Origin of the sequence: Streptomyces sp. NPDC018026 (genome assembly GCF_044327745.1) — a bacterium.
Classification (GTDB): domain Bacteria; phylum Actinomycetota; class Actinomycetes; order Streptomycetales; family Streptomycetaceae; genus Streptomyces; species Streptomyces rubrogriseus.
Genome location: NZ_JBIRFY010000010.1, coordinates 84,907 through 97,219, shown reverse-complemented (window position 1 = coordinate 97,219; position 12,313 = coordinate 84,907). Strand labels below are relative to the sequence as shown.

Below are 12,313 nucleotides of genomic sequence, written 5' to 3'. Positions count from 1 at the left end.
GCGGCACCGCACGGCCCGCCGTGGTCAGCGCGGGTCCGCGGTGACCTCGCCGACGAGATCACGCACGGCGTTCAGGGCCGCCGCGCGGTCCTCGGGGACCAGGCCGATGCGGGTGCGCCGGTCGAGCAGGTCGGCCTCGTCGAGGGCGCCCTCGTGGCGCAGGGCCCACACCAGCTCCGCGCCGGTGACGGGGTGGCCCGGCAGTACGCGCTCGGCGAGGCGGGGCTCGCGAGAGGCGAGGGCCTGGACCGCGGGGGCCTCGGTGCCGTAGTGCCGCACCAGGCGGCGCGGCGCCCGGACCCCGGCCAGGGCGTGCGGGGCGGCGGCGCCGACCAGGGGCAGCGCGGCGGTGGGGGACGGCCCGGCGGCGAGGCCCCGGGCGGCGACGGCGGCGTCCACGGCGTCCTCGGCCATCCGCCGGTACGTGGTGAGCTTGCCGCCGACCACGGTGATCACACCCTCGGACGAGGTCAGCACGGCGTGCCGGCGCGAGACGTCCGCCGTACGGGGCGCGGCGCCGGGCCGGTCCGACGGGGCGGTGTCGAGCAGGGGGCGCAGGCCCGCGAAGGCACCCACCACGTCCTCGCGGTGCACCGGCACGTCGAGCACCGAACCGAGCACGTCGAGCAGGAAGCCGACGTCGGTCTCCGGGACCTCCGGCACGTCCGGCACGTCCCCGTCCACCGGCTCGTCGGTGAGACCGACGTAGACGCGGCCGTCGCCCTGGGGCAGGACGAGGACGAAGCGGTTGGTCTCGCCGGGGATCGGCACGTGCAGGCCGGCCGGGAGCGGGCCGAGGCGCTCGGAGCGCAGGACGAGATGGGTGCCGCGGGAGGGGCGGATCCGGATGCCGTCCACGAGGTCGCCGGCCCACACACCGGAGGCGTTGACCACCGCGCGGGCGCGTATCACCCCCTCCTCGCCGGTGGTCTCGTCGCGGACCCGGGCGCCGGACCCGGTCAGCTCCAGGGCCCTGACCCGGGTCAGGATCCGCGCGCCGCGGGCCGCCGCGGTCCGGGCGAGCGCGGTCACCAGCCGGGCGTCGTCGGTGAGCCTGCCGTCCCAGGAGAGCAGCCCGCCGCGCAGCCGGTCGGAGCGCAGCGCCGGTGCGAGGTGACGGGTCTCCACCGCGGACAGCCGGCGCGGCGCGGGCAGGGTGGCCCGTGCGGTGCGCGCCGCGAGACGCAGGGTGTCCCCGGCCCGGAACCCGGCCCACGCGAGCGCGCCCTGGCCGCGGGAGACCAGCGGGGTGAGCGGCAGGACGAACGGCTGGGCGCGCACCAGGTGGGGAGCCGTGCGCTCCATCAGCACCCCGCGTTCCACCGCGCTCTCGTGCGCGACGTCGAGCTGGCCGGAGGCGAGGTAGCGCAGTCCGCCGTGGATGAGCTTGGAGCTCCAGCGGGAGGTGCCGAAGGCCAGGTCGTGGGCGTCCACGGCGACGACGCTCAGTCCCCGGGCCGCCGCGTCCAGCGCCGCACCGGCACCGGTCGCGCCGAGACCGACGACCAGGACGTCCACCACGGGGCCGCCGACGGTGTCGGCCACCTCGCGCGAACGCCGTGCGGCGGACAGGGAGGCCCCGGTGGCGGGGCGGCTGGTGGGGCTCATGGTGCGAGGGTCCTCTCCAGGATGGTGCGCAGCTCCGCGAGCAGGGCGGCGGGGGTCAGCTCGGCGTCGTCCTCGTCGGCCATGGTCCGCAGCGACAGGGCGAAGGACTGCACCACCAGCAGCACCGAACGGGCCTGCCGCCCGGTGTGCGACCGGCGGACCGACCCGTCGGCGTGGCCCTCCTCCAGCGAGTCGGCCAGCAGTTCCAGCAGGGCCTCCTGGCTCGCCCCGCGCCGGTCGAGGACGTAGGGCAGGAGCAGCTCCGGATCGACGTCGACGATCTTGCGGAAGAGGGGATGGGCGCGGAACGCCGCCACCCCCGCCACCAGGCCCTCGACCATCCGCGAGCGGACGTCGGTGTCCTGTCCGGGTTCGGGGACGGCGCCGGTGGCCACCGCGATCCACTCGCGGGTCATCAGGTCGCCGACCAGGGACCGCACGTCCGGCCAGCGCCGGTACAGCGTCATCCGGGAGACGCCGGCGCGGCGGGCGACGTCGGTCATCGTCGTGCGCCGCACCCCGACGGCCAGCACGCAGTCGCGCACGGCGTCCAGCACCGCGTCGCTGTCCGAGGGGGTCTGCCTGGTCGAATGGTTGTGACGATTGGGCGTCATGTGTAACAGTGTAACGCCCAGTGGGGCGGTGCGGACGGCATCCCTCGAAGCGACCGTGAGGACGACAGGCAATGGACATGCTGTTCAACGGCTGGGGCGACCCGGCCAGGGCGACGCCGCTGCCCGACACGGTGACCGGGCTGCTGCGCGAGCTGCTCGGCGTCACCCCCCGCGCCGCCGACCCCCTCCCGCTGGCGGAGATCGACGTACCCGCCCCGCCGCTGGGCACGGACGCCCTGCGCGCGCTGGCGGCGGCCGTCGGCGACCGGGCCCACGACGTGCGCACGGACGCGGAGAGCCGCATCCGGCACACCCGTGGCAAGTCCACCCCCGACCTGCTGCGGATGCGCACCGGCGACGTCACCGGCACCCCGGCCGCCGTCGTCCTCCCGGACGGCCACGACGAGGTGCTCGCCGTGCTGGCCGCCTGCGCGCAGCACGGCCTGGCCCTCGTCCCCTTCGGCGGCGGCACCTCCGTCGTCGGCGGCCTCGCCCCCGGCCGCGAGGGCGCGTTCGTCGCCCTCGACCTGCGCCGGATGAACCGCCTGCTCGACCTCGACGAGGTCTCCCGCACCGCGACCCTCCAGCCCGGCCTGCGCGCCCCCGAGGCCGAGGCGCTGCTCGCCGAGCACGGGTACACCCTCGGCCACTTCCCCCAGTCCTACGAGTGGGCCACCATCGGCGGCTTCGCCGCGACCCGCTCCAGCGGCCAGGCCTCCGCCGGCTACGGCCGCTTCGACGAGATGGTCCTCGGCCTCACCCTCGCCACCCCCCGCGGCACGCTCGACACCGGCCGCGCCCCGCGCTCGGCCGCCGGACCCGACCTGCGCCAGCTCGTCCTGGGCTCGGAGGGCGCCTTCGGCGTCATCACCTCCGTCACCGTGCGCGTGCGGCCGGTGCCGCAGGTCCGCCGGTACGAGGGCTGGCGCTTCGCCTCCTTCGACCAGGGCGCCGCCGCCCTGCGCCGCCTCGCCCAGGACGGACCGCGCCCCACCGTGCTGCGGCTGTCCGACGAGACCGAGACCCTGATCGGCCTCGCCCAGCCCGACGCCATCGGCGCCTCCCTGGAGCGCCGGGACGCCGGATGCCTGGCGGTCGTCGGCTTCGAGGGCACCGAGGAGGACACCGCGCACCGCCGCGAGGGCGCCGCCGAGGTCCTGCGCGAGAGCGGCGGCACCTTCGCGGGGGAGGAGCCGGGGGAGCGCTGGGCCCACGGCCGCTACTCGGCGCCGTACCTGCGCGACTCCCTGCTCGACGCCGGGGCGCTCGCCGAGACCCTGGAAACGGCGGCCCGCTGGTCCCGCCTGCCCGCCCTGTACGCCGCCGTCCGCGAGGCGCTCACCGCCACCCTCACCGAGTCCGGCACCCCGCCCCTGGTCATGTGCCACATCTCGCACGTCTACGAGAACGGCGCCTCGCTGTACTTCACGGTCGTCTCCGCCCAGGGCGAGGACGCCGTGGCGCACTGGACCCGGGCCAAGCACGCCGCCAACGACGCCATCCTCGCGGCGGGCGGCACCATCACCCACCACCACGCGGTGGGCACCGACCACCGCGACTGGTACGTCCGGGAGGCCGGCCCCCTCGGGATCGAGGCCCTGCGCGCCGTCAAGCGGAGCCTGGACCCCGCCGGACTGCTCAGCCCGGGGGTGCTGCTGCCGGCGGACTGACCCCGCCGCACGGCACGCTCCCACCCCGTGAGACAACAGTCCGGCACCACCCGTCAGCCCGGAGGCACATCGATGCGACAGTTCACCGCCGTCGTCAACCCCACCGCGGGCGGCGCCACCTCGGCCGCCGCGCTCCTCGGGGTGGCCCGCCTGCTGCGGGAGGCGGGGGCCGGGCTGGAGACCGAGTACAGCCACAGCCTCGCCCACGCCCGCGAACTCGCCCGGCGGGCGGGGGAGCGGGGCCGGGTGGTGCTCGCCGTCGGCGGCGACGGCATGGCGGGCGGGATCGGCGGCGCCCTGAGCGGCACCGGCACCGTGCTCGGGCTGGTCCCGGCCGGGCGCGGCAACGACTTCGCCCGTGCCCTGGAGCTGCCCACGACACCGGCCGAACTGGCCGAGGTGCTGCTGCGCGGCGAACCCCGCCCCGTCGACACCGTCGAGGTCACCTCCGCCGTCCACGACCGCACCGTCGTCCTCGGCAGCGTGTACGCCGGTGTCGACGCGCTCGCCAACCGGCACGCCAACCACGCGCGGCTGCTGCGCGGCGCCGCCTCCTACTACGCGGGGGCGGTGCGGGCCGTGGCGGGCTGGCGTGCGGCGGGCTACCGGGTCACGGTCGACGGCGAGGAGCACGCCTTCAGCGGCTACACGGTGGTGGCGGCCAACTCCGGCTACTACGGCTTCAACCGCCTCGTCGCCCCCTCCGCCCGGGTGGACGACGGCCTGCTGGACGTGGTGATGATCCACGACGCCCCGCGGCGGCTGTTCTTCGCCCTGATGAACGAACTCGCCACGGGCGCCCACGTCCACCGGCCCCAAGTACGCGTCCTGCGCGGCCGGGAGGTCCGCATCGAGGCCGACCGGGCGATACCCTACGGCGCCGACGGCGAGGTCGAGGCCGTCGTACCCGTCACCGCGAAGGTGCTGCCCGGAGCGCTGCGCGTCCTGTGCTGAACACGCCGCGGGGCCGGGCGTCCGGCCCGGCGCCCGGCCCCACGGCCCGGCGGATCAGCCCCGCGGCGTGGTGAAGCGTTCCCACACCCGGTGCGAGCCCATCAGCTCCGTCACCAGTTCCAGGGCCGCGGTGCCGGAGTCGGCGACGATCACACCCGGAGCGTCGGCGGGCACCCCCGACGCCTCCAGCGCCGGCTCACCGCCCGCCCAGACGCCGATTGCCTTGCCGTGCCGGAAGGCCTCCGACAGCAGCAGGCTCACCCGAGGGTCGACCCTCCCCGGCCCCGCGGGCGCCGGCCCGGCCTTGTAGTCGCGCGGCGTGTACGCGTCGCCGCCCATGTCGGGCGTCCCCGCGACCAGCACCGCGTCGAACTCGACCGACCGCGCGGTGACATAGCTGCGCTGCACGGTCAGCGCGGCGTCGCCGGAGCCGAGGACGCCGCCGGTCGGCGCCACCACCAGCGGCACCATCCCCGCGTTCAGCACCGCCTCCCGTACCGCGCCCACGCCCTCCAGGTCGGCCCCGCCGGTCACGATGCCGATCACCCGGCCGTCCAGCGGCCAGACGCCGCCCACCTGGGACAGCGCCGGGCTCGGTGCGACGTCGGCCAGCGGCACGGTCGGCTCCGGGGCGGGCAGGCCGAGGCCCTCGGCGACACCCGCGCACAGCTCGGGGTCGATGTTGGCCAGGACCTGGAGCGTCCGCTCCCGGATCGCCTGCTCGTAGCACTTGCCCAGCTCGAAGGTGTAGGCGCCGACGATGTGCTCGCGCTCCACCGGGCTCATGCTCAGCCAGAAGCGGCGCGGCTGACTGAAGTGGTCCGCGAACGACTCGGGGGCCTCGCGGACCTTGTTCCCCTCCGGCACCCGCACCGGCACCTCGACGAACGCACCGGTGTCCGCACCCGCGGTGAACGGGCAGCCGCCGTCCAGGGAGTTGGGCCGGTAGGGCGCCACGCCCCGGTGCACGGCGTTCTGGTGCATGCCGTCGCGCAGCATGTCGTTGACCGGCGCCTGCGGCCGGTTGATCGGCAGCTGCGGGAAGTTGGGGCCGCCCAGACGCGTGATCTGCGTGTCCAGGTACGAGAACAGCCGCCCCGCGAGCAGCGGGTCGTCGGTGACGTCGATACCGGGCACCAGGTGACCGACGTGGAAGGCGATCTGCTCGGTCTCGGCGAAGAAGTCGGACGGGTTGCGGTTCAGGGTCAGCAGCCCGACCGGCTGCACCGGCGCCAGCTCCTCCGGCACCAGGTTGGTCGGGTCCAGCAGGTCGATGCCCTCGAAGGTCTGCTCCGGGTTGTCGGGGAAGGTCTGGATGCCCAGCTCCCACTGCGGGTACGCGCCCGCCTCGATGGCGTCGGCCAGGTCTCGGCGGTGGAAGTCCGGGTCGACGCCGTTGACGATCTGCGCCTCGTCCCAGACCAGCGAGTGCACGCCCAGCCTGGGCTTCCAGTGGAACTTCACCAGCGTCGTGGCGCCCTCGGCGTTCACCAGCCGGAAGGTGTGGACGCCGAAGCCCTCCATCATCCGGAAGGAGCGCGGGATCCCCCGGTCGCCCATGAAGAAGATGGTGTGGTGGGTCGCCTCGGTGTGCAGCGAGACGAAGTCCCAGAAGGTGTCGTGGGCGCTCTGCGCCTGCGGGATCTCCCGGTCGGGGTGCGGCTTCGCGGCGTGCACGACGTCCGGGAACTTGATGGCGTCCTGGATGAAGAAGACCGGGATGTTGTTGCCCACCAGGTCGAAGACGCCCTCACTGGTGTAGAACTTCGTCGCGAACCCGCGGGTGTCGCGCACGGTGTCCGACGAACCGCGCGAGCCGACCACCGTGGAGAACCGGGTGAACACCGGCGTCTCCACGTCCGCGGCCAGGAACCCGGCCTTGGTCACCGAGGCCGCCGTGCCGTAGCTCTGGAACACCCCGTGCGCACCCGCGCCCCTCGCGTGCACCACGCGCTCCGGGATGCGCTCGTGGTCGAAGTGCATGACCTTCTCGCGCAGGTGGTGGTCCTGGAGCAGTACGGGACCGCGCGGCCCGGCCTTCAGCGAGTGGTCGGTGTCGTACAGCCGGGTCCCCTGGGCGTTGGTCAGGTAGCTGCCGGACTGCGCCGCCCGGGCCTGGTCGGCGCCCGTGGGCTGACCGGTCGGGGACACGGTGTCCGGGCCGGTCTGGTCCGGCTTCGGGGGCAGCGGCTCCCGGGGCTCGGTGGGCTCGGCGACGGAGGGCGACTCGGGGCCGGGCCTGCCGGGGATCCCGTCCGGCGGCCCGCCGGCCTCGCCGTGCAGGCCCTCGGTCACCTTGCGGGCTGCTCGCTTGAGGAAATTGGCCTCGCTCATCGGCCTTTCTCCGTTTCTGGGCGGGCCGCTGCACGCGCCCGGTCGTGTTCGAGTACCGACTGCCGTGGTGGGCCGTGTCCGCGTACCCGGCCTTCGGGACTCAAGGCATGGGCGGGGGAAACGGAGCCGGTTGGCTCAGGTGACGGTCTGTCCGTCGTGGGTGCCGCCCGGGACCGACAAGGCCAGGGCCGCGACGACGGGGCACGACGACTTGCGCATGGGGACGGCTCCTTCTCACCGGTGCCGTCCCAGCGTCACCGGCCCGGCCGCCGCACGCCACCGGGGGAGCGCGCACGGGGGAGCGCACGGCGAAGGGCCCCGGCCGCCACCGCGGACCGGAGCCCTAGAAGCACCGGACGGGCCCTAACCCTCCGTGTGCGTCACCGCCACCGGCTCGAACGACACCCTGGTGCGGGCGCCGTCGGCCGTCCAGACGACCTCCACGCCGTCCGCACCGGGCACCACCTCGGCGACGGCCCCGCCGGCCGGGACGCTCACCGGTGCACCGGTCAGCGTGGCCAGGGCGACGTGCACGGAGGTGCCGCCCGCCGGGCCGGACAGCCGGGGCAGCTCCGCCCACGGCACGTACGCCGTGCCCTGCGGGGCGCGCACGGTCTCCGCCTCGGGCTCCCAGCCCTGCAGCCCGTGCAGCGTGGAGGTCAGGGGCTCCTCGGGACCGGTGGCCCACCCGGTGTGGGTGACCCGGGCCCCGGCCGGTGCCCCGACCACCCGGTGCACCCGCAGTTCGTAGGGCCCCCGGGCCACCGTGACGCTCTCCACCCGCAGCCCTGGCACCATCGGCGGCCCGGACACGAAGACCGGCCGGTGCCAGGACGCCGCCCAGCCCCAGCCGTCGCCGCCGCCCGCCCCCAGCGGACGGACGCGGCGCCGCACACTCGGCCGGCCGTTCACCTCGACCGACAGGTGGTTGTCCGCGACGTTCTCCCGCGCCGTGGGACCCGTCCGGGTCGAGTAGGCCTGCCGGCCGTAGTACGGGTCGTCCTCGGCCGCCGACTCGCCCTCGTGCGGGCGGACATGGTCGCTGCCGTGATTGTGCAGCCGTACGATCCCGTCGGCGCGGGTCGACTGCACCAGCAGTCCCGGCGCGGACAGGGCCAGGACCCGGTCGGCCCGCTCCACCGGCGCCGGCTCCTCCGGCGCCGTCCACAGCGGGTGGTCCGCGGGAGCGAGCAGCGAGACGAAGGCCTTCGACCCCCAGTACGGGGAGGCCGGACCCGAGTACGACTGCAGGGTCGCCTCGTGCGGGCCGTACCAGCCGAGGCTCAGCAACCCCTCGTCGGTCAGCGCCCCGCGGTCCACGAAGTACCGCAGGCTGCCGCTGACCAGCCGCCGCGAGGCACCCGGCGTCAGCGGGGTGTGCCCGGTCAGCGCGCCCAGACCGACGGCCGCCGACGCCGCGAAACGGTAGGTGAGCGAGCGCCCGAAGTGCAGCGGCGCCCCGTCCGAGCCGAACATCAGGGCGAAGCCGTCGAGATGGGCGCGCAACCGCTCCCCGTACCGGGCGAGGGCGTCGCTGTCGCCGCCGAGATGGGCGTCGAGCACCGGATAGAGGTGCAGCGCCCAGCCGTTGTAGTGGTCGAAGGCGCGTCCGTCGCCGTCGGCGTACCAGCCCCCGCCCCGGTACCAGCCCTCCATCAGCTCCAGGGCCCGGTGCCGCGCCGCCGCCGTCTCGGCGTCGCCGCGGCCGACCGACTCCAGGAACCCGGCGACCGTGTAGGGGAACAGGTACCAGTTGTTTGGTGCCGGGACGTGCCGCAGCGCCCCGCGCAGCCACTCCTCGACCCGGTCCTGGACGCCGGAGTCGAGGTTCTTCCACAGCCACGGCGCGGTCAGCCGCAGCCCGAGTGCCACCGACGCCGACTCGACCATGGGCTGGCCCTGCACGTCGTGGTCGAGGATCAGCGGCCACGACTCGGTGTCCTCGCGGCCGGGCGTGCGGGTGCCCGAGGCGAGGCCCTCGGCGTAGCGGTCCAGCCAGCCGTGCGGGTCCGCGCCGTCCGCCCCCGCGACGCGGAAGCCCGCCGCGAGGAAGGTCCGCGCGAAGCCCTCCAGACCGTCGGAGCGCACCCCCGAGCGGGAAGGCCGCCCCGGCAGGTCGAGCAGGGCGCGGCCCGGGGTGCTCCAGCGCCACGCGGACCACAGCAGTCCGTCCGCGACGGCCTCCCAGTGGGCCCTGGTGTAACCGGTGTACGGGCTCGACGCACGGTCGTCGGTGGGCAGTTCGAACGGGATGCTCATGCCAGGAACGCCAGCCTTTCGCGTCGTACGGGGTGGAGGAAGCCGGTACCGGACGCCCAGCGGGTCGTCTCGGCGAGGGCGAGATCGGCCAGACGGCGCCACTCGTTGCCCTCGGAACCGGCGAGGTGCGGGGTGATCAGGGCGTGCTCGCAGTCCCACAGCGGGTGCTCCGGCGGCAGCGCCTCGGGGTCGGTGACGTCCAGGACGGCCCGGATGCGGCCCGCGAGCACGGCGTCGGTGAGCGCGTCCTGGTCGATCACCGCGCCCCGCGAGGTGTTGATCAGCACCGCGTCGGCCGGCATCGCCTCGATCAGCGGACGGCTCACCAGACCGCGGGTGGTGGGCAGCAGCGGGGTGTGCACGCTGACGGTGTCGCAGCGCGCGAACAGCTCCCGCAGCCCCACGTTCCCGACGCCCAGCTCGGCGGCCTCCGCGTCGCTCACGTACGGGTCGTGCAGCAGGACCTCGACGTCGTGCGGCCGCAGCAGCTCCACGACCCGGCGCCCGATCAGCGAGGCGGACAGGATGCCCACCGTGCGCCGGTAGTTGCCGACGCCCCGCGAGGTGCGTAGCCAGTTCCCGCGCACCCGGGAGGCCCGGTAGTCGCGGGCCCGCTCCAGGACCCGCTTGCCGCTCAGCAGGATCATGCCGAGGGTGTACTCGGCCACCGGCAGCGCGTTGGCCGCGGCGGCCGAGGAGACCTCGACGCCCCGCTCCCAGCACGCGTCGGTGACGTGCCCGCGGACACTGCCCGCCGTGTGCACCACGGCCCGCAGCCGGGGCGCGGACCGCATCACCTCCGCGTCCAGCGGCGGACAGCCCCACCCGGTGATCAGCAGCTCCACGTCCGCCAGTACGGATCTCGCCCGCGCCGTGGACAGGTCGTCGAGCACCGGGAACGGCGCGAGGTCGCAGACCCGGCGGAAGGCGGCGAGGGACTGGGGGTCGAGGACGGCCGAGGCGGCGTCCGGGGACATGGCCACGGCGGCACGGGGCCGGTGGCCGGGTCCGGGGGCGTGCACGGTCACTTGACGGCTCCGGCGGTCAGGCCGCTGCGCCAGAAACGCTGGAGCAGCACGAAGGCGAGGATGAGCGGCAGTACGGCGAGCAGCGAACCCATGATCACCACGGGGTAGTACTCGGGCGACACGGACGCCGAGCTGTTCCACTGGTACAGGCCGAGACTGACGGGATACAGGTCCTGGTCGGACAGCATCACCATGGGCAGGAAGAAGTTGTTCCAGATGGCGGTGAGCTGGAAGAGGAAGACGGTGATCAGACCGGGCCCGAGCATCCTGAGCGCCACCCGGGCGTACGTGGTCAGCTCCCCGGCCCCGTCCACGCGCGCGGCCTCCAGCACCTCGTCGGGCACGTAGCCGCGCGCGAAGATCCGGCCGAGGTAGACGCCGAACGGATTGAACAGCACCGGGATGAACACCGCCCAGAAGGTGTTGACCAGGCCGGCCTCGGAGGCCATCAGGTACAGCGGCAGCGCCAGCACCGTCTGCGGCACCATGACCGCCGCCAGCACCAGGCCGAACAGCTTCTCCTTGTGCCGGAAGCGGTACTTGTCGAACGCGTAGCCGCAGGCCACGCTCACCAGCGCGCCGACGGCGGCGCCGATCACCGCGTACAGCAGGCTGTTGACGTACCAGCGGCCGTACAGCCCGCCGTCCATGGCGAAGACGTCCTTGAGGTTCTGCAGGAGGGAGAAGTCACTCAGGGACAGCAGGTCGCTGCTGAACAGCGCGTCGCGGTTCTTGGTCGAGGCCAGCACCAGCCACAGCACCGGCAGCAGGGTGTAGAGGACGGAGACGGCGACGACCACGTTGACGGTCGCCCGGCCCAGCAGCTTCGGGCGGAGCAGGGAGCTGTCGGCGGCGCTCATCGGGCCTCCTCGGAGTCGGCGCGGCTGGTGAAGCGGGTGACGCCGTACGACAGGGCGATGGTGCACACCAGCAGGACCACCGAGGCGGCCGCCGCGAGACTGTAGTTGTTGCGGGTGAAGGCCGCGTCGTAGATGTACATGCTGGGCGAGAAGCGCGAGTTGATCATCGGCGAGGACTGGCTGAGCAGCATCGGCTCGGTGAACAGCTGGAGCGCCCAGATCAGGGTGAAGATCGAGACCATCACGATGGAGGCGCGCACCAGCGGTGTCTTGACCTGGAGCGCCGTGCGCACCGGTCCGGCGCCGTCGACCACGGAAGCCTCGATCACCTCGCGCGGCACGGCCTGGAGGGCGGCATAGAAGACCACCATGTTGTAGCCGAGGTTGCTCCACAGGGCGATGTTCACGATGGACGGGACCACCGTGTGCACGCCCAGGAAGTCGATCGTGATGTCGCCCTTGGCGAACAGTTCGATCACCGGGCTGATGCCCGGCGTGTACAGATACAGCCAGATCAGCGCCGCGATGATGCCGGGCACCGCGTGCGGCAGGAAGAGGCCGAGCTGGGCGAGGCCGCGCAGCCGCACCACGCCCGAGTCGAGGAGCAGGGCGAGGGCCAGCGCGCCGACGACCATCAGGGGGATGTAGATCAGGCAGTACAGGGCGACCGTGCCGAGCCCGCCGAGGAAGGTGGGGTCGGTGAGCACGGCCGCGTAGGAGCGCAGCCCGACGAAGACCTGGCGCTCCGGACCGAAGCCGAGACCGGGCTGGTCGTCGCTGAAGAAGCTGAGGTAGACGGCGGTGCCGACGGGGATCAGGAAGACGGTGACCAGCAGGGCGAAGAACGGCGTCATGAGAACGCCGGCGGCGGTCAGTTGACGGCGCTTGGCCGCTCTGCGGGCACGCAGGCCGGAGGCGGAGGGTGCCGGGGAGGCGGTGCGGGCGGCGCCGGCCGGCACCCGTGCGTGGGTGGTCGTGGTCATGGG

Annotated in this window: 9 protein-coding genes; 2 read left to right on the top strand and 7 right to left on the bottom strand. The window is 74.2% G+C overall.

Translation table 11 applies throughout. The annotated features are described in order from the left end of the window. Positions 1 to 24: 24 nt before the first annotated feature. On the bottom strand, positions 25 to 1,608 hold the full coding sequence (locus ACH4D3_RS27980) for a glycerol-3-phosphate dehydrogenase/oxidase (RefSeq protein WP_398327343.1): 1,584 nt from the start codon (positions 1,606 to 1,608) through the stop codon (positions 25 to 27). Further along, positions 1,605 to 2,222: a TetR/AcrR family transcriptional regulator gene (locus tag ACH4D3_RS27975; RefSeq protein WP_398327340.1), complete on the bottom strand. Its 618-nt coding sequence runs from the start codon at positions 2,220 to 2,222 to the stop codon at positions 1,605 to 1,607. The genes ACH4D3_RS27980 and ACH4D3_RS27975 overlap by 4 nt, the downstream gene beginning before the upstream one ends. Positions 2,223 to 2,293: 71 nt before the next feature. On the opposite strand from ACH4D3_RS27975, the gene ACH4D3_RS27970 reads away from it, so the two are divergent. Together ACH4D3_RS27970 and ACH4D3_RS27965 are read left to right on the top strand one after the other, a co-directional pair. Then, the gene (locus tag ACH4D3_RS27970) at positions 2,294 to 3,892 is read left to right on the top strand and encodes an FAD-binding oxidoreductase (protein WP_398327337.1); all 1,599 of its coding nucleotides are present in this window, start codon (positions 2,294 to 2,296) and stop codon (positions 3,890 to 3,892) included. 72 nt (positions 3,893 to 3,964) lie between these two features. Then, positions 3,965 to 4,846 carry a diacylglycerol kinase family protein gene (locus ACH4D3_RS27965; protein ID WP_398327334.1) on the top strand — a complete coding sequence of 294 codons (882 nt, stop codon included), beginning with the start codon at positions 3,965 to 3,967 and terminating at the stop codon, positions 4,844 to 4,846. Between the two features lie 54 nt (positions 4,847 to 4,900). Here the strand turns inward: ACH4D3_RS27965 and catB are convergent, their stop codons facing one another. From catB to ACH4D3_RS27940, 5 genes are all read right to left on the bottom strand, one after another. Then, the gene (gene catB / locus ACH4D3_RS27960) at positions 4,901 to 7,180 is read right to left on the bottom strand and encodes a catalase CatB (protein ID WP_398327331.1); all 2,280 of its coding nucleotides are present in this window, start codon (positions 7,178 to 7,180) and stop codon (positions 4,901 to 4,903) included. A 363-nt stretch (positions 7,181 to 7,543) separates the two neighbouring features. After that, on the bottom strand, positions 7,544 to 9,439 hold the full coding sequence (locus tag ACH4D3_RS27955; protein WP_398327328.1) for a DUF2264 domain-containing protein: 1,896 nt from the start codon (positions 9,437 to 9,439) through the stop codon (positions 7,544 to 7,546). Then, entirely contained in the window at positions 9,436 to 10,467 is a 1,032-nt protein-coding gene (locus tag ACH4D3_RS27950; RefSeq protein WP_398327326.1) for a hydroxyacid dehydrogenase, read from the bottom strand. Before ACH4D3_RS27950 ends, ACH4D3_RS27955 begins: the two co-directional genes overlap by 4 nt. After that, on the bottom strand, positions 10,464 to 11,327 hold the full coding sequence (locus ACH4D3_RS27945) for a carbohydrate ABC transporter permease (protein ID WP_398327323.1): 864 nt from the start codon (positions 11,325 to 11,327) through the stop codon (positions 10,464 to 10,466). The genes ACH4D3_RS27950 and ACH4D3_RS27945 overlap by 4 nt, the downstream gene beginning before the upstream one ends. Next, positions 11,324 to 12,310, bottom strand: coding sequence for a carbohydrate ABC transporter permease (locus tag ACH4D3_RS27940; protein WP_398327320.1), 987 nt, complete (start codon positions 12,308 to 12,310; stop codon positions 11,324 to 11,326). The genes ACH4D3_RS27945 and ACH4D3_RS27940 overlap by 4 nt, the downstream gene beginning before the upstream one ends. Positions 12,311 to 12,313 lie beyond the last annotated feature (3 nt).

Coding starts and splice junctions, on each gene's coding strand:
- ACH4D3_RS27975 (WP_398327340.1), bottom strand. CDS start 2,222: ATGACGCCCAATCGTCACAACCATTCGACCAGGCAGACCCCCTCGGAC.
- ACH4D3_RS27965 (WP_398327334.1), top strand. CDS start 3,965: ATGCGACAGTTCACCGCCGTCGTCAACCCCACCGCGGGCGGCGCCACC.
- ACH4D3_RS27940 (WP_398327320.1), bottom strand. CDS start 12,310: ATGACCACGACCACCCACGCACGGGTGCCGGCCGGCGCCGCCCGCACC.
- ACH4D3_RS27980 (WP_398327343.1), bottom strand. CDS start 1,608: ATGAGCCCCACCAGCCGCCCCGCCACCGGGGCCTCCCTGTCCGCCGCA.
- ACH4D3_RS27945 (WP_398327323.1), bottom strand. CDS start 11,327: ATGAGCGCCGCCGACAGCTCCCTGCTCCGCCCGAAGCTGCTGGGCCGG.
- ACH4D3_RS27970 (WP_398327337.1), top strand. CDS start 2,294: ATGGACATGCTGTTCAACGGCTGGGGCGACCCGGCCAGGGCGACGCCG.
- ACH4D3_RS27955 (WP_398327328.1), bottom strand. CDS start 9,439: ATGAGCATCCCGTTCGAACTGCCCACCGACGACCGTGCGTCGAGCCCG.
- catB (WP_398327331.1), bottom strand. CDS start 7,180: ATGAGCGAGGCCAATTTCCTCAAGCGAGCAGCCCGCAAGGTGACCGAG.